Origin of the sequence: Bradyrhizobium sp. ARR65, from assembly GCF_000472385.1 — a bacterium.
In the GTDB taxonomy this organism is placed as follows: domain Bacteria; phylum Pseudomonadota; class Alphaproteobacteria; order Rhizobiales; family Xanthobacteraceae; genus Bradyrhizobium.
In genome coordinates this window covers 1-16,513 of sequence record NZ_AWZU01000085.1, presented here as the reverse complement: position 1 = coordinate 16,513, position 16,513 = coordinate 1, and the positions used below count along the sequence as shown (strand labels likewise).

The window sequence follows — 16,513 nt, the reverse complement described above, 5'->3', positions numbered from 1 at the left end:
CCTCCATGCACGAGGGTGATCCTGCCAAGATCAAGTTGATGGGCTACAGCCAGATCGTGCGTGGCGAAGTCGGCGGCGTCGCGCGCGGTATCAAAGTCTCGAACGCGCAATCCGACCCGCAAGGGCTTGCCGCGGTGAATCCGATCTTCACCTGGGTACGCCTCGCTCAACGNGTGCCGGTGCACATCCGGATTGATCAGGTACCTGATGGCGTTCGCCTGGTCGCCGGCATGACAGCGACCGTCCAGATCGATACGCGAGCAGGACGGCCCTCGAATTGAGTAGCGTTGCCTGTGACTACCGGCGGCAAGCGGAGAAGGCTTCACAAGTTGATGCAGCCAATGCGTTGGCTCGCGCAGCTACCAATGCGGCAGGCGAGACGTTGTTTGAAGGAGACTAAACATGACCCATGTGTATTTCCACTGCTCCAACAGGACAGAGGTTTTGGTCGATCGCTGCGGCGCCCTGGTAGACGACTTCGCCGAGGCGCGTGATCACGCCGCCTGTGTCGTGCGGTCGCTGACCACGGCGCGCAGCCTGGAAGATTGGCGCAGCTGGATCTTGCACGTCAACGACGATCTCGGTGATGAGCTATTCGTCGTCCCCTTTGTTTTTGTGCTAGGCAAACTGCATTGAAGGTCGCCCTGTTAGCGATCGACCACACGGGACGCAGGGTTTGCCTGCTTTCAGATCGCGACATGAACTGAGCGTCGGTATCGGTGGTTATGCCTCCAGGATTTGAACTTGTTCGACAGGGCAAAATTCTTTTCTTGGCCGTAGCTCAAATGGTGGGTTTTGGCCCAGGAAGGTCGAAAACGCTTTATCCTTCAATGGAGGTTGACTGACACTCTCTCCTCCATAATAAACGGCTTCAAGAAAGCGCCGCAAATCAGGCTCTTCTGCACACCGAGGACTTGCTGGTGTAGCCCCAGCGCGAGCTTCTATTTGGCACGCGCGGCCGGAGGCGGTCATTGGCGGCCGTTCTACGGTGGAGGCCCCGTGCAGCAACCAACGGACTGAATGGCTTTGATGAGGCGCGTCGCTTGAGATCTGCGGTACCCGCGTCACAATCAGCCAATGGAAGAGCATGAACTGAGCCGTCAAACCTGCCTGTCCGGCAAACGCAACACGAGACCGTCGAGATCGGGCGTGAGCTTGATTTGGCAGGACAAACGGCTCGTGGGCCGCCGCTCTGCGGCGGCGCCATCGAGCAACGCGTCCTCTTCGCTGCCCATGGCAGGCAGGCGCCCGAGCCAGCTCTCGTCGACATAGACATGACAGGTAGCGCACATGGCATTACCGCCGCACTCCGCGAGGATGCCGTCGATGCCGTGGCTGGTGGCGGCCAGCATGGCGCTTTCGGCCTGGCCACCTCGATGCGCTCATTGCGGCCATCAGGATGGATGAAGATGATCGATGTCATGATGTCCTTCTCAAGCCAGCTTGATCGTGACGGGGAGGCTCTCGAGCCCGCGCAGCGTGTTGTTGTAGCGGCGCTTGACCGGTCCATTGATCTCGATGGATGCCGCCTTGCGTGCCAGCGCCGCGAGCACGACTTCGCCTTCGAGCCGCGCCTGACCAACGCACATGTGGACTCCGGCGCCGAAGCCGATATGGCCCGATGTCCTGCGCGTGAGGTCGTTGCGATCGGGCTCGTCCCAGCGCCGCGGATCGCGGTTGGCGGCGCCGAGAAACATCAGCACCTTCTCGCCTTCGCCGATAGCGTGGCCGTCGATCTCGACCTCGCGCGTGGTCGTCCGGAAGAAGGTCTGCACCGGGCTTTCGAACCGCACGGCCTCTTCGAAGGCATTGCGCGCCAGCGACGGGTCGGCACGTAGCTTCGCCATCTGATCGGGGAAGCGCGCCAGGCAATAGATTGCGGCTCCGAGCCCGTTCACGGTCGTGTCGAGGCCCGCCGAAAGCAGCGAGCGCACCAGGAGCGGGGCTTCCTTCAGCGTGATCTCGCCGGTGTCGGAAAACGCATGCACGCAGGCTCCGAAGCCACCGGGTGCGAGATTCGTGCGCCGGCACTGCTCGGCCACATAGGCTTGATGCGGCGCCGAGCGCTCGATCGCGGCCTGGCGCAGCTCGTTCGGCGGCCCGAACGCACTGAAGACGACTGCGGCATAAGCGAGCAGATGCTCGCGTCCCTCCTGCCGCAAGCCTATCGCATTGGGAAACACCGAGAGCGGGTAGGCCTCCGCGAGATCCGCGATGGCATCGATATGCCGGCGCTGCAGGAGTTCATCCACGTTGGCCTCCGCAGCAGCCAAGAAACCGTCGCGAATCTGTTTCATCATCGCCGGCGACAGCACCTTGCTCAGCACGGCGCGGGTGCGCGTATGCGCGGGCGGATCGGCCTCCAGGATCAGGCTCGGTGGCCGCCAAGGCTTCTCCTTCCTGAAGTCGCTCAGGCCTACGCCGCGGCTGGAGCAGAAGATCAGGGGATCGTTAAGGACGGCATGAACTTGGGCATGACGGGCGACGCCATAGACGCTCCATTTGTCGAGATAGACCACCGCCTCCCGCAAGGCCTCCTGAGCAGGGCAGGGATTTTCGAAGAAATCGATCGCGAACGGATCGACGTCGAGATGGGGAACGGATGGCGGCGTGCCGCCACCATGCGCGGTTGCCTGCGCGGAGGTGATGCTTGCACTCATTGTGGCCTTCCGAATTTTGGTCTTGTGAAGCGCGTCCTCATGTCCTTATGTCCCGCGGGACAACGCTGGGACCGCGACCTGAGTCTTGTCCATCATCCCGCCCGCCAGCAGGCCACGCCGAAAACCGCATGCGAAAGCTGCGCATGACGGTCCGATGCGCGACCTGGAGCAGTACGTGCCGGCGTTCATCGTTTCCAGCGCCCACAAGCTCTCGAACAGCGCGAGGGTGTACTATCAGCGCAATTCCGTCGATCTGGTCAAGGACGTACAAGACGTTTCCCTTTTGACGCGGTATGCTGATCGCGTTGGGCTGACGACGATATTCAGCGTGGCTGCTCCACTGCCTTGACGGCTTCCGCGCTGGCGCTCGAGCTGGGGGCCTGCGCCGGGAAACGGATGCGCAGGTCGGAAATTTCCTGGACCAAGGCCCGAGCCTCGCCGGTGGTGAGCGCCAAGACGTGACCGCCCCCGGCCTTGTCGGAGCTCAAAAAATGGAAATGCCAGCCGGTCACGTTGACGGAGCTTGCCGCCACCGGAAACCGGAAGCCGATCAGGGCGCCGTCGACCTCGGTGAGTGTATTGACGACCTGCTCTTCCTTGATCACCTCTGTCAGCGGACGATAGGGCTTTACTTGTTTCGGCTCGCTGCGCACCTAAATGGATTGAAAATGACCGTTGATGCGAACCGCAAGGACCCGCGAAGCGCTGTAGGGCCGCGCATCAAATGGAGCTTGCAGTTGCTGCAGCGATTGTCCGGCGGCAATCGGCATAGATGCTTGCGGGTGAAAATCAACCACGACGGCAAATGGAGTCGGCTCCGACCGCGCCACCAAATGAGCGCGACCGTCGGTCGTCCCGCGATAGACCCGACCATCGAGCACCATCATCTCGCCGTCCACCCCGTTGAAGGTGCCCAATCCAAAGTCGCCATGGCGCAGCATCTCATCGACAGTCGTGTCACCGTCATAGACGCCGGCGAGCAAGCTGGAGATGGTGGCGACCTGGTATGCTTCTCCGGCGCGCGCGGGCGGCGCACCGACGATGAGCACGAGGAGCGTCAGCGTGCGCGAAAGGATTATCGGAAAGCTCAGTCTTATTGACGTGACCATGTCCATCATACTGTCTGCTCCTATCGCTCTTCGTTTGCTCAAACATTCATCCGATGCACCTCTCAGTGGTTCCGAACTGCCGAGCCGAAACTGGTCGTGCTAACCCGACACAACACCGTCGAGCAGCCGGCCGCGACCGAATGTCGGGAATGAAGGCTAGATCGACAGAGATCGGATGTGGTGAGCCCAAGGCGTTCTTTGACCGGGCACGAGCGCGTACTGTTCCGTTCACGGCGGGACCACACGTTCTCCAGAGCAGGAGCCGGTCGCCCGATCGGCGGCAGCAAGGCGCGCGTGGTGCCTTATGTCGCCGGCCGGATCGAGAGACTTTTCGCGAGGATGGATGCGCGCTGTCCCGCCGAACAAATTCAGGCGGACGCCACCGTACTACTCGCCTACCGGTCTATCGGGATCGTAAGATCAAATCCAGCACACATCTTCGTGCCGCTACTGGAATTCGCGTGTGGCGGCGCCCAACTCCGACATGCAGACCACTCGCATGCGGTTTATCTGTAAAATTTTGGAAGCGATGGTGCAACAAAGCTGCAATTTCGTCGGCGATCCGCATTTGAACCTCGAGGAGTGGACGGCTTTGCTCCGCTCGACGTGCGGAGGCGAGCACCACGTGAGCGACCCTAATGCCTTTGCTGCCTGGATGCGCCGACGAAGCGTTTTCGGGATCGCGGCAGCCGCGATCAAGGTGCAGTGGGAGCTTGCGGCGGTGGATCATGGCGGCACCATTTACCGATTCGCGCGGAGGCGCCGCGTTTCGCCATCCGCTCACAACGTCTAGCGCTCAGCCTGCGTTGCCAACGCGCGGGCGAAGAACAGTGCGCTCCAGTACTGGCGAAAGTGCGTCATGGGCTCATGACGGACGATCTCCGATCGCCAACATCAACTGATGTGAACTACGGAGCCTGGTTGCGCCACAAAGCTCTATTCGTCAGCACCAGCCGCTCTCGCAGCGATCGTGAGTGTGAAATGAAGGATGGCTCTTGGCACGTAAAGATAGCAATATTCTATCTCATGCTGCTGGTCGCTGCAATCGGCCGCGCACGCGCTCACGATTATAAGCACCCTGAGTTAAACGGCTGGTTTGAGAGCTTGCACAGCCGTAAGGGACCGTGCTGCGATGGCAGTGATGCTAAGCGCCTCGACGATGCAGATTGGGATAGCAAGGATGGTCACTATCGCGTGCGCATCGACGGTGAGTGGGTCGACGTGCCGAACGAAGCGGTAGTGGATGGACCGAACCGCGCTGGGCACACGATGGTTTGGCCGTACTACGTGGATGGTCATCCGAAACCGCGCTGCTTTATGCCGGGAAGCATGGGCTAAGGCCTGTAGCCGACTGAATCACTCTACCATCTTGATCCAACGTGCCCGAGGACCGTCAGTACGACCCAAAAAACTAGCCCTCCGGAGGCTCCGAGCAGGCCAAGATACATCAGAGGCTTGATATAGCTGCCCCCATATTGCAGCTGTACTTAGCCCGTTAGTCGTCGGCGGCGCACCAGTGATCCAGGCGTTCGCATGAAAAATGAAACCTGACACTGGAAAGGTCAGAATGCCGCCTGGAACGGCTCCGATTGCGAAACCGAGAACGACGACGCACGCTGTGATGCCTATCCATCCGCGGGACTGGAAGATCAAGAAAATAGGTTGGCGCAATTTGTTGTGGACCTGGGTTCGTTCTAGAGAGGAGGAAAATGATGTCGACTTCTCACATCCAGACACTTCGAACGATGCTCCGCGAGGAGAAGGGCGTTTTTCTACCCGGTGCGCCGAATGCGCTGGCGGCGCGGATCATTGCTGATCTGGGCTTCAAGGCGGTCTATCTGACGGGGGCTGGTCTCACCAACACGTACCTCGGCTTGCCGGACCTTGGATTCATGGACCTAACCCAGGTCGCCGATCATGTGATGGCCATCCGGTGTGTGATCGACCTGCCGCTGATCGTCGATATCGACACCGGCTTTGGCAACGCGATCAACGTCACCCATACGGTTCGCGTTCTGGAGCAAGCCGGCGCCAGTGCGGTTCAAATCGAGGACCAGCATGCGCCCAAGCGGTGCGGTCACTTTGACGGCAAGGAGTTGATCCCGCTGGAGGAGATGCTGGGCAAGGTACGAGCCGCGGTGGACACAAGGCGGCAGGATCTGGTCATCATTGCACGTACCGACGCGTGTGCCGTCGAGGGCTTCGAGGCGGCAATTGAGCGCGCCGGCCGCTACATCGAGGCGGGCGCGGACGTCACGTTCGTCGAGGCTCCCGAAAGTCTCGACGACCTCAAAGCGGTCCCTCGTCGCCTGAAGGCGCCTCAGCTGGTCAACATGGTGCTTGGAGGCAAGACACCCATCATCGACGCGAAAACAGCGGCCGCGATGGGCTTCAGCTTGGTGCTTTACGCTAACGCTGCCTTGCAGGGAGCCGTGCATGGCATGCAGTCGACACTATCGACGCTCAAGCAGAAGGGCGCTCTCGATGAGCGTGACGTCGCGTCGTTCGCGGAGCGTCAGAGGTTGGTGGACAAGCAGGCCTTCGACCTCATGGATCGTCGCTACGCGGCGAACGAGAATGGACACTCCCGGTAATCGGCACGGACCGGTTCGAGCGGACGCGCCGCGATATTCGGCTCGCTGACACGGATTGGTACCTTGCATTATTTCAGGTCGCCGGCAGGACAGCGGTGACCCAGAACGAGCACCCTGCGCAACTCGCTGCGGGAGATATCGGGCTCCTGGATGGGGCGCAGCCATGAACGCGGTTATCTGAAAAGCGGTTCGCGATGGCTATCCATTTATCTGCCGCGTAAGTCGGTCATTTCTCAATCTGGGGTTCGAGTCGAAGGCTTGCTTGTGCGGGCGCGGCGAAACGCTGGCGGCCCGTGTCGTTGGTCAGTACGGTACTCTTGGGCAAAGACGAGGAATCGATAGCGGCGCGGTCCGATCCCCACAGGCAGCTCGCCTTCTAAGATATGCTTGGCGCCGTATTTACGCCATCTGAGCCGTGGCCTGGATCACGACATTTGGACAAACTATTTGCGCGTATCGGCCGCATCATCCTTGACGGCTTTGCTGATCCGAATTTCGGTCCCAAGAGATTGCCGCCGAAACTGGGATTTCGCTGCTATCTTCAGAAGCTCTTCACAAAGTGCGGCTTGACCTGCACTGAGTTCATATGCTCGCTTCGTCCCGATCACGCCGCGCGCCTTGTGTACCGCCGGTCGCCTGCGCTCAGGCTGCATGGCCCTAGCAGAGTTAGCTGCCGGCCCACTCGCCGCACGCCCTGCTTGACGAGAATTGCGCGGCTAGACGACTGAGGCCCGCTATCAACCCCCGCTCGACCGCGTCGCGGCCTACGACGACCCACGCGAGTCCGGCTCGAACAGAGCCCGCAAGTCCAGAGCAGATGGATCGGGAAATCGGCCAGCGAGGCCGCGACCGATCCGGGACCCAGATCCGATCAGCAAAACCAGATCCGGTACCAGTCAACGCGCGGGCGGCGAACAGTGCGCTCCCGTACGGTTGAGCGTTCGTCATGGGCTCATGACGGCCAATCCCCCATTGCCCACACAAACCGACGATGAAGGCAAGATCAGGAGACAGAGAGATGAGCGGGGAGGAAGTGCGGAAGGATGGCGCCGTGATCTGACGTCTACCGCTAACTGCGCACACCAGCTTGTGCGCGCCACGCTCGAAATGATCGTCAACAGATGAAAGCCCGGAAGGAAATTCCAGTCATGTTGAACACTCGCCGGCAGGGGCAAATTGCCATTCTCACCATCGATCGTCCGAACAGGCGCAATGCGCTGGGCAGCGAATTGATGCGGGCGCTTGAAACGGCACTCGTCGAGCTAAAGGATCTGGTTCGCGCCCGGCGAGAAGCACTGGCATGGGGCCACGCCAGCCACGGCCATGAGCCATATCGCCATCCAGGAACAGCTCAGCGGCTCGTACGCCGACTGGATGGAACACGTAACCGACGTGCAATAGCGGCAAGGGGCGGAGGCCCAAACGCAGAAACCGGCGGTCGGGAGCGACCAGGTGTACTGGGTGCTCACGCTCGCCGTCGATCAGATGGAAAAGTTCAAGGCGCTGATTCGGAAGCTTGTGGCCGCGACAGAAAAAGAGACGGGCGTGGTGCAGTATGAATACAATATCAGCCACGATCAGAAGACGGTCGATATCTACGAACGCTACATCGATTCAAAGGCGGCCGTGTACCACGTGGAAAAAACGTTCGGGCGACCATCGAAGGAGTTCCTCTCTTTGCCCAAGCCCACTCGCTGGGTGATCTATGGCATGCCGTCGAACGAATTGAAGCAAGCGATCGCAGACTTCCACCCGATCTACATGACACCGCTCGATGGATTCATCAGGTAACGGAGTCGGCCTAGATCACACTTCGGGTGCATGCCAATACGCCGCGGGCTTGGGCCAGCTACGGTGACTACGAGCGACGTACGGCCGCGCCGACACCGGCGTTCGGCGAGCTCTTGGTGGTGGTGCTGACCGCCAGCGCGGGGCACCGTGCGAGCGAACTCGAAGTGTCATATCCCTTCCGCGGAATAGAGAGAGATATGAAATTATTAGGACAGCTCATAATAAAGTCGGCCTATTCATACGACTGCCCAAGGGACCGCATGTGATCGATATCATCGGTAGCCTGGGCGTCTTTGAGCACGATGCTCTATCAAGCGGCCTCCTGAACGGAGCGCTGAAAGACGGGTGCGACTGGTTCCTAATCATCGAGCACTGGGCCTATTTGCAGTCGCCACTCAAGAGGCTGATGAGTTTCGCCATGGCAAACCCTGAGCATCCCCGCCTGGTGCTGCAGCCAATCGAGGGCAACCTACAAACCCGAGATGTCATTGCGATCGAAATCACGGAACAGCGGTTCGGTTCGCCGCCGGATAGCGCATTGCGCAAAGACACAACGTTGGTCACCGAGTTTGCGCAGGTGATCGACTTCTCTTCATTCCGGCAAGCGGGCAGACCTCGAAGATGAAGATCATGGCAGCAATGGGCATCCACCTCTCGCAGCGAATACCTTTTGATATGGGTAGATTGACATGCTCCGCCGACCATCGGCGCTAACGAACCCGGATCAACCGCGATGAAAACCAGCACTTTGAAGAAGATACCGGCGGCAAAGGCAAAACGGGCCGCGGTGCGCTTCGGCCGGCCGCCGAAGGAGCTTGCCGGGGAGGTTGATGCGCGCATCCTTTGCAGCACGCAAGGTCTTTCTGCAGCGCGGATATGAGGGCGCGAGCATTGACGAGATCGCCGAGGTCGTCGCTGCCAGCCGTCGCCCCGCAGCGCCTAGCGACGACAGCTCGGCTCTTCCTCGATCTTGTTGCCGTACCCATGCTGCTTCGGGCGCTGTTTGAGGTGAACCTCAAGGTGCTGGATCCAGAGATCGACGCCCACGTGGCGCGCAGCGTTGCCTTCTTTCTTGCGGCCTGCAGGAATGGCGGCGTGAGTTGAGTCTCAAAAGAATGTAGCGAACGCTGACTCGTCACCTTAGAGGAACTGAATGATGAAGGTCGCGACAATAACATAGCTCTGCATTCACACTCTGCAGTACGTTCACGCTTGCAAAACACGGTTCGTCATAAGCCGACTATGATTTGCATAGGGGTAATACCCTTAGCCTGGTGCGTCCACCATCCTGAGTGATTGGCCGGTTGGGTCACCAGGACCTTCTGCCACACGCATCTCTAGCTGGAATTCGGAATCCAATGTTTTCCAAATCACTCTTTATGCGGGCATGTTCGGCGAGAAAACTGGCTGACGTTTTCCATCCAGCTGATCGCGGTGGGCTGCAGGTTCCAGCTGACTGAGGGCTCCGGTTCTCCAAATCGCCAGTCGCCGTATTTTTCGACATGTTTCGTTCGACCTCTTCTGCCGGGAATCGAGGTCAATACCAGCCCGCGCGATTTTACAGAGAGTCCGCCATACAATACGTTCTTTCATAGCGTTGGGCCGAGTAACCTCAAATAACACAACGTGCTCGACCGCTAACACAACGTGCTCGACCGCGCTCGCACCTTGTCGCACGCTTCGCCAAGGGCTCATCTGTCTTATCGGCCGGGTGCGCTTCGTGTGAACACTGTAGGTCAACGTCTAGACCAGATGTGGCTTGAGGCCCTGTGCTCGCCCGGTCCGCTGAACGCTGCTGCAGGAGATGGCCGACGTTGAAGCCAGCCGTTTGGGGGACCGCGCTTCTTGCGCGTCTAAGCCCGCCAGCTCCCGTGGTGATTACCTCACAATCAGAACGGCCAGAGCTGACGGCCGACCGTCAACAGCACGTCAACAGCAAATCCGCTTCGTTCCAGCTCCGTTCATGCTCCGATTTGTACTTCTACCGGCCTTTTCGCTTTGATTTCACGTGAGAATTGGTGTCTCGGACTACCTTGACATGGTGGGGTCACAGGTTCGATGCCTATTGCCACCATCTCAGAGGCCGACGCATTCCATGAGTTCTTCCATTAGCTGAAAAACAGAACGGTGGGGTCAATACCGGGGACAGTATTGAAGCGTTTGGCCGCTACTTGGCCGATCGAGATGGACCTCGCCACAGCGGGCGGCGATGGAAACTTCCGTCCCTCGCACATATCCGGTACTGCGGCGCGAGCCGAAGTCGCTCTTCGATGCTCGCCCGCGCGGACCCCGCTTACGAGCGAGGTGAATTCGTGTCCACAGACGGCACTGAATGCAGCGCCGAAACCGCGCGATTCATGTCACAGCTGTTGGACAAGATTTCGGCCAATCGCGATCGTGCCATCTCGTGCAGCGCCACGTCCACAACCGCTCCAGAGACGATCGAAGAGCGCCGCATGTTGCCGCCCCCGATCGCCAATCGCCACCATGCTGACGTGCTCGAATCTGGCATCAATCATTTGGCGTTCGTTCTCAATTTGCGGGGTCACGAGGCGATCACCCGACGGATCTATGTGCCCGCTATTTTTGCCGATCTGCAGGCTAGACTCGTCCTAGGTGAGGCAGCCGTTGCGCGCATGGCGTAGAAGCAGGTAAGTGGCTTTCACGAGTTGAGTGACAGGACCGGCTCGTCAAGATCGAGAACTGGCCCTATTGGCACGATGCCGCTAGGATTGAGCCGAGGGTGGCTGCCGAAGTAGTGGGCCTTGATGTGAGCCATGTTCAGTGTTGGGCGGATCTTGGGATGCTGAAACAGGCGACGTGTATAGTCCCACAGTCGGGGATAGTCGACGAGCCTCCGAAGATTGCATTTGAAATGTCCATAGTAGACCGAGTCGAACCGGATAAGAGTTGTGAAAAGGCGGATATCGGCCTCAGTCAGCCTGCCGCCTACCAAGTAAGAGCGATCGGCCAAGCGTGCCTCTAGCCAATCCAATGTTTCAAAGACCTTGTAGGCGGCAGCCTCATAGACATCGGCCTGCTTGGCAAAGCCGGCACGATAAACGCCGATGTTGAGGTTTGCATAGACGCGCTCATTGACGCGTTCGATTTCCTCCCAATGTTCGGCGGGAAAATAGTCACCGGGCAGTGCACCCAGTTTATCGAACGCCGTGTTGAACATTCGGATGATCTCCGAAGATTCGTTCGACACGATCGTTCGCTCAAACTTGTCCCAGAGGACTGGGACCGTGACCTTCGAAGTACAGTGAGGGTCCGCCAGCGTGTAGAGCTCGTGGAGTTTGGAAACGCGGTTGACCTCATCGGGAACCACGCCGGGACCAGCAGCGAATGTCCATCCATCCTCGCCCATCAGCCAGTGGACGACCGACACGCTCACGAGGTGCTCGAGTCCCTTGAGGCTGCGCATGATCAGCGTGCGATGCGCCCACGGGCACGCCAGCGATACGTAGAGGTGATAGCGGCCGGCCCAGGCTGGAAAGCTGGGTTTTCCGTCGACAGGCGCCCCGTCGGCTGTGAGCCAGCTCCGAAAAATTGAACGCTTTCGTTCCACAGTCCCGCTGAGAAGCGAGGCTTCGGGGGTGGTCGGACGCCAGCGGCCGTCGATCAGTTCGCCCATGACTTTTGGTCCTGTACCAGATGAGTGAGATGGCTCGTCGTTGCGTAGATGACTGTGGTCCCGAAGCGGCCCGATCTCGAGAGCGATATCGGGCCGTCGATCGTCTGGACTGTTACGGAAGCAGCTAGGACGCTTTCGTGACCGCATTCGTGCTAACGGACTCGAAGCTATCCATCAAAAGACCGTAGCTGTGATAGTGGTCGTGGAAGACCCGACCCAAGTCTTGTCCAGTCGGCAGGGTCCAGTTCCGCTGCAGCTCGGCCGCAACCGTAGTCCAGTTGATGGGTGTGATCCCATGATCTCTCATTCTGGCCACGGCATTCTCTCGGATGGTAATCTCATTCGCGCCGGAGGCATCGACCACGCCGTACACATTGTAGCCAGCCTCGGCTGCTTGCATAGCGGCGAAAGCGAGGCACACGTCGACTGTGACGCCCGCCATGATGAGGTTCTTGCGGCCCGTTTTCTCGATCGCGGCTACGAACTTAGGATCATCCCACGCGCTGATGATTCCGGGTCGATCGATCACCGGCACATCGGGAAACATGCTCACCACTTCGGGGATGAACGGGCCGTTTGGACCTTGACCAAGACTCGTGGTCAGGACGGTGGGCAGGTTGAAGACCCTTCCGAGCTTCGCGAGCGCAATCACGTTGTTGCGAAACTCGGCCGGTGAATAGTCATGCACGAGCTGCATGATTCCCGACTGGTGATCGATCAGGACGAGTGCTGTGTCGTTCGCTGAGAAGCGGGTCTTCGTATAGGTCTTCGTATTCATGGTCTGGCTCCTGTTGGTGGGCGTTCAGGCTGGAAAGCTCGTTTGCTTTCTCGTGAACGAGAATTTGAGCCATTGCTAGCCTGGGACAATAGACTGGCATTTGAAACTCCAGTGTTCTATAATTGGAACAATGGCAGAGGCTGTTGATCTCTCAGGAATGGCACTCTTCGTGAAAATCGTGGAGTGCGGCTCCCTGAGCGCCGCCGGTCGCTTGCTCGGCCTTCCCAAGGCGACGATCAGCCGCCAGCTTGCGCTCATGGAGCAGCGCATGGGGGCGCCGCTCCTGCGACGTTCGACGCGCGCGCTCAGCCTTACCGACACAGGCCGTCGCTACTTCGAGCGGGTTCGCCCCATCGTGCGCGATGCCGAACTGGCCCAGGTCGAGGCGCTCGCGGAGCATGCGACCCCGACTGGGACGTTGAAGATCGCGGCCCCCGTTGCTTACGGCCAGCACGTCTTGGCGCCGAAGCTCTTTGCGTTTCAGCAACGCTATCCGGCCGTACGCCTCGACCTGCACCTGAGCGACGATCTCGTGAACGTCATCGCCGGCGGCTTTGACCTCGTGATCCGGCTGGGCCAACTTGACGACAGCGAGTTGCTAAGCCGCCGACTAGCGCCGGTGGACATGAAACTGGTGGCCTCGCCAGACTACCTTGAGCGCGCCGGAACACCCAAGACGGCGGCAGACCTTGTCAACCATCGTGGCATCCTGACCCGCACTGATCTCGACCACTGGACGATCGATCATCAGTCGATCCGCGTCCTGTGGCACATCAGTACCGGCAATATGCTCGTAACCCATGACGCGGTGTGCGCGGGTCTGGGTATCGCCATGGTGCCGGGATTTCTGGCCGACTCCCGGATCGCGGACGGGAGTCTCGTCCGAATCCTTCCCAAAAGCCGCTTGGATCAGCTTGAGGCGACGGCACTGCAGGCGCGCTCTGTGACACCATCCGTTGCCGTCAGAGCGCTTTTGAAGCACCTCGCGTAGAGGAAGTGTTCGTGCACGCCTCGACCCTTTTCAGTAGATGACGACCGCCGAATTGGAGGCGCGCCGGCTCGGGTCACCCGACAGTTTCGCGGCTCTTTCCGAGGAGCGCTCCAAGCGCTAAATTCTGGCTCTTGGCCGCAGATCAGATTGGGTTTTTTTCGGAGACGGCCGATGCGCGTGGTGACTTCGGATCTGCAGGAAGCAATCGCGGCGGTTAGCGGTGTCTACTGCTCCCACGACGTCACTGTGCTTGAGAGCAACCGCGGCATTGATGCCGTGCTGGAGTTATCCGGCGCTGCCGGCCGCCAAGTCGTCACGCTGGGCTATGCTGCTCCGGTCAGGATCGACGCAGGTACCTTCGAGAATCTGTTGCTTTTCATGACCTGTGTGGATGGTGCCGCGGAAGCGACGCAGGGCAGGCATTCGGTTCAGTGGGGGAAGGGACGAACATTGCCGCTGTCGCCAAATGTCTCTAGCCAGCTCACTTTCGACCGCCGCTTTTGGCAAAGCTCCATGCGGCTGAACAAGGACGCAGTCGAGAATCTCTGCTCTCGCCTCATCAACAGACCCCTTGATGTGCCGTTGCGGTTTCGCCACGTTCCCTTCAGTGCCGATCTGGAAGCCACCTGGTGTCAAGCGCTCCAGATGATCCGCAGTTGCGACAGCAATGAGCTTGCTCTCGCAGCGCAAGCGTGGAAGCACTTCGAGGAGTTTCTCGGCACCCTGGTCCTTGAGGCGCATCCGCACAACTACTCTGAGGTTCTGAAGAAAGAGTCTTCCGCGGCCGATCCGCGCCTGGTCCGGGAGGCCGAGCACCTGATGCGGACCGGCGGACCGTCTATCACCGTCAGCGAGGTGGCGAAATCGTTGCGGGTTAGTCTGCGAAGCCTCGAACTTGGCTTTCGCGAAGCACGGAAGATGACCCCGACCCAAGTGCACCGCCAAATTCGGCTAAACGCCGCGCGGGAAGCACTTCTCAATCCTGCTGCTTCGACATCCGTCACCTCCGTTGCGATCTCGTGCGGCTTTCCGCACCTGGCGCGGTTCAGCAGCCACTACCAGCTGGCGTTCGGTGAAGCACCGAGCCAGACATTGCGGCGTTGCCGTGGCGGCCTGGCTTGACACGTGGCCGGCGAATGCAGCGAGCCGAAAAGTAATTTCGCAAAATGGATAGCACTTCGTTTTCTGGATAGTGGGCCGAGATGGCGCGCGCGAAAACTCCTGCAAACCTCCGCAAAGGAGGTGTCTAGTCTAGCAGGAAGGAAACGAAGATGTCCTCTCAGGATCGAATTCCTCAAACCCTCACCACCATGGAAGCGGCCTTCACGCTGCATGAAGGCAAGGAACTGCAGGAGGAGTTTTGGCGGCACCAGGACCGCATAGGGCCGATCGCTGCGGCGTCCCCAGGCTTCATCGCGGTGATCGGCGGTCCGATCCATTGCTCGCGCTGGCTCTACTTCTCCGGAAAGTGGCAGACCCCCCAGCTCATGGACAAGTGGCAATCCGAACCGAAGCACAAACCGATGCAGGATGCCGCCCATTCGCGCTGGTCCGCATCGGTCTATCTTCGGAAGTGGCGGCTTCCAGCGGACCAGGAGGCAGTCACGGGTCCTGTCCTCTGCGAAATGCCGATCGCACGACAGGATCCGCTCGAAGAGGCGACGATCGACAGGATCCTCGACGAGATCATCGGTCCGTCGTTGCGTGCTCATCAGCCGCTCGCGTTCGAAACACTAACGGGAGAGTTCGAGAAACAACCCTATCAGTTTGTTGGACCGATCCAGGAATTCCCGTCGCTCGCGCCAGTACGGTATCTACTGGTCACTCATTGGGCCACGGACGACACGCTGCAAGGCTGGCTCAAGTCTGGAGTGATCGAGCAGCTCTCTGCCTATGGTGGGGTTTCTTCGACGATCTCAATTCCCGTCAAGCACGACGTCGGAGAGCGCAATTACCTCAGAGCGGATGGCCTGCAGCGCGATGCTGTTCACTAGTCGATACGACTGGCGTGAGCGCAGGCTGAGAGGGTGCAGTCGCCTTCGAGGGAAGGAGTCATGCCGCTCAGCCGCCGCCCTCGGTCGAATTGCATCGAGACCATTGCTGCAAACGTCAGGCATGAAGCGATGCATGAAATACGTTTGACCCGGCTGCAAGCGCCGCCCTTCTACCAACCGATTTAGATCCTTCGAGCGAAAGGAGCGGAAACATGACAATCGAAGGCAATTCCACGACCAAGATCGCAATCGTCACGGGTGGAAGCCGCGGACTCGGCCGAAGCACAGTTCTCAGCCTCGCCAAGTGTGGCGTCAGTTCGATCTTCACCTACAACGCAAATCGTGTAGAAGCCGAGGATGTTGCGGCGCTGGCGGGACGGAGCATCGCCGCTTGCGATGCATCCTAGGCGTCGCCAGCGCCTCTCGATGAACATTGCGCGCGACCGTGTGCAGCCGCTTGACTGGACAAGCCCATGAACGATCCAAAACCTGGCAAAGATCAGCCCTGTCTCCAACGGCGTTGCCGGCCTTGACGGCATCCTTGATGGCGGATTTTTGCTTCAAACAGGGTGCATCTGATCGAGCTTCAACAATAGTCGTGCATTTCGGATCGTAAGGCACCTCGTCCACACTGAAATTACGCGGTAGCGCCCCAATAGCTTATCGATTGTCGATGCCGCGCCAAGCTAAGGAGACCTAAATGAGCATCAAGGCCATCGNCAAACCCGCCAAAACGCTTCTGAGCCCGAATGATCACGCGCTGCTGCTGATCGACCATCAATCGCAAATGGCTTTCAACACGAAGTCGATTGACATCACCATCTTGCGCACGAATGTTGCGATACTCGCTCACGCGGCGAAGAGCTTCAAAGTCCCGACGATCATCACGACGATTTTGAAGGATGCCTTCCGCAGGTCCGCTGTTCGGTGAAATCACCGATGTCTTTCCGAATGCGGAC

The 16,513-nt window shown here is 59.4% G+C and carries 17 protein-coding genes and 4 pseudogenes; 16 read left to right on the top strand and 5 right to left on the bottom strand.

The annotated features are described in order from the left end of the window. The first annotated feature begins 5 nt into the window (after positions 1 to 5). Positions 6 to 281, top strand: a complete 276-nt coding sequence (locus F758_RS52570) for an HlyD family secretion protein (protein WP_035725034.1) — start codon at positions 6 to 8, stop codon at positions 279 to 281. Positions 282 to 402: 121 nt separating this feature from the next. Then, positions 403 to 636 carry a DUF6894 family protein gene (locus F758_RS0141155; protein ID WP_024513258.1) on the top strand — a complete coding sequence of 78 codons (234 nt, stop codon included), beginning with the start codon at positions 403 to 405 and terminating at the stop codon, positions 634 to 636. 464 nt (positions 637 to 1,100) lie between these two features. On the opposite strand, the pseudogene F758_RS45930 reads toward F758_RS0141155, so the two are convergent. Continuing rightward, positions 1,101 to 1,423, bottom strand: a pseudogene (locus F758_RS45930) (2Fe-2S iron-sulfur cluster-binding protein). Between the two features lie 10 nt (positions 1,424 to 1,433). Further along, complete coding sequence (locus F758_RS0141145) at positions 1,434 to 2,660, bottom strand: cytochrome P450 (RefSeq protein ID WP_024513257.1); 1,227 nt, start codon at positions 2,658 to 2,660, stop codon at positions 1,434 to 1,436. A 154-nt stretch (positions 2,661 to 2,814) separates the two neighbouring features. Here F758_RS0141145 and F758_RS52565 point away from each other — a divergent pair, with 154 nt between their 5' ends. Next, positions 2,815 to 3,009: a hypothetical protein gene (locus tag F758_RS52565; RefSeq protein WP_024513256.1), complete on the top strand. Its 195-nt coding sequence runs from the start codon at positions 2,815 to 2,817 to the stop codon at positions 3,007 to 3,009. Here F758_RS52565 and budA read toward each other — a convergent pair. Then, positions 2,984 to 3,769 (bottom strand): annotated as a pseudogene (gene budA / locus F758_RS52560) (acetolactate decarboxylase). The gene F758_RS52565 and the pseudogene budA overlap by 26 nt on opposite strands. 463 nt (positions 3,770 to 4,232) lie before the next feature. Here budA and F758_RS0141130 point away from each other — a divergent pair. The 9 genes and pseudogenes from F758_RS0141130 to F758_RS0141090 all read left to right on the top strand — a co-directional run bounded on the left by F758_RS0141130 (position 4,233) and on the right by F758_RS0141090 (position 10,799). After that, positions 4,233 to 4,562 carry a hypothetical protein gene (locus tag F758_RS0141130; RefSeq protein WP_024513255.1) on the top strand — a complete coding sequence of 110 codons (330 nt, stop codon included), beginning with the start codon at positions 4,233 to 4,235 and terminating at the stop codon, positions 4,560 to 4,562. A 233-nt stretch (positions 4,563 to 4,795) separates the two neighbouring features. Next, positions 4,796 to 5,107 (top strand): hypothetical protein, encoded by a 312-nt coding sequence (locus F758_RS0141125; RefSeq protein ID WP_035725037.1) that lies wholly within the window; start codon positions 4,796 to 4,798, stop codon positions 5,105 to 5,107. A 407-nt stretch (positions 5,108 to 5,514) separates the two neighbouring features. After that, on the top strand, positions 5,515 to 6,363 hold the full coding sequence (locus F758_RS0141120; RefSeq protein ID WP_245286756.1) for an isocitrate lyase/PEP mutase family protein: 849 nt from the start codon (positions 5,515 to 5,517) through the stop codon (positions 6,361 to 6,363). A gap of 1,269 nt (positions 6,364 to 7,632) precedes the next feature. Beyond that, a pseudogene (locus F758_RS52555) lies at positions 7,633 to 7,764 on the top strand (cupin domain-containing protein); the annotation flags it as partial. Positions 7,765 to 7,815: 51 nt separating this feature from the next. Next, positions 7,816 to 8,154, top strand: coding sequence for a putative quinol monooxygenase (locus tag F758_RS0141115; RefSeq protein WP_024513252.1), 339 nt, complete (start codon positions 7,816 to 7,818; stop codon positions 8,152 to 8,154). Between the two features lie 262 nt (positions 8,155 to 8,416). Further along, positions 8,417 to 8,779 carry a hypothetical protein gene (locus F758_RS0141105; RefSeq protein WP_024513250.1) on the top strand — a complete coding sequence of 121 codons (363 nt, stop codon included), beginning with the start codon at positions 8,417 to 8,419 and terminating at the stop codon, positions 8,777 to 8,779. Between the two features lie 108 nt (positions 8,780 to 8,887). Next, positions 8,888 to 9,034 (top strand): hypothetical protein, encoded by a 147-nt coding sequence (locus F758_RS52550; protein ID WP_245286755.1) that lies wholly within the window; start codon positions 8,888 to 8,890, stop codon positions 9,032 to 9,034. Positions 9,035 to 9,045: 11 nt separating this feature from the next. Then, positions 9,046 to 9,258 carry a TetR/AcrR family transcriptional regulator C-terminal domain-containing protein gene (locus F758_RS52545; RefSeq protein WP_245286754.1) on the top strand — a complete coding sequence of 71 codons (213 nt, stop codon included), beginning with the start codon at positions 9,046 to 9,048 and terminating at the stop codon, positions 9,256 to 9,258. Between the two features lie 1,208 nt (positions 9,259 to 10,466). After that, positions 10,467 to 10,799 (top strand): hypothetical protein, encoded by a 333-nt coding sequence (locus F758_RS0141090; protein ID WP_157450473.1) that lies wholly within the window; start codon positions 10,467 to 10,469, stop codon positions 10,797 to 10,799. A gap of 17 nt (positions 10,800 to 10,816) precedes the next feature. Here F758_RS0141090 and F758_RS0141085 read toward each other — a convergent pair whose 3' ends face one another. Together F758_RS0141085 and F758_RS0141080 are read right to left on the bottom strand one after the other, a co-directional pair. After that, a complete protein-coding gene (locus tag F758_RS0141085) occupies positions 10,817 to 11,791 on the bottom strand; it encodes a glutathione S-transferase family protein (protein WP_024513248.1) in 975 nt (324 codons plus the stop codon). Between the two features lie 124 nt (positions 11,792 to 11,915). Continuing rightward, positions 11,916 to 12,569 carry an isochorismatase family protein gene (locus F758_RS0141080; RefSeq protein WP_024513247.1) on the bottom strand — a complete coding sequence of 218 codons (654 nt, stop codon included), beginning with the start codon at positions 12,567 to 12,569 and terminating at the stop codon, positions 11,916 to 11,918. A gap of 157 nt (positions 12,570 to 12,726) precedes the next feature. On the opposite strand from F758_RS0141080, the gene F758_RS0141075 reads away from it, so the two are divergent. The 4 genes and pseudogenes from F758_RS0141075 to F758_RS0141060 form a co-directional block, all read left to right on the top strand. Next, a complete protein-coding gene (locus F758_RS0141075; protein WP_198026703.1) occupies positions 12,727 to 13,560 on the top strand; it encodes a LysR family transcriptional regulator in 834 nt (277 codons plus the stop codon). 171 nt (positions 13,561 to 13,731) lie between these two features. After that, positions 13,732 to 14,682, top strand: a complete 951-nt coding sequence (locus F758_RS0141070) for an AraC family transcriptional regulator (protein ID WP_024513245.1) — start codon at positions 13,732 to 13,734, stop codon at positions 14,680 to 14,682. Positions 14,683 to 14,831: 149 nt separating this feature from the next. After that, entirely contained in the window at positions 14,832 to 15,554 is a 723-nt protein-coding gene (locus F758_RS0141065; protein ID WP_157450471.1) for a hypothetical protein, read from the top strand. Between the two features lie 212 nt (positions 15,555 to 15,766). Beyond that, positions 15,767 to 15,946, top strand: a pseudogene (locus F758_RS0141060) (3-oxoacyl-ACP reductase); the annotation flags it as partial. Positions 15,947 to 16,513 lie beyond the last annotated feature (567 nt).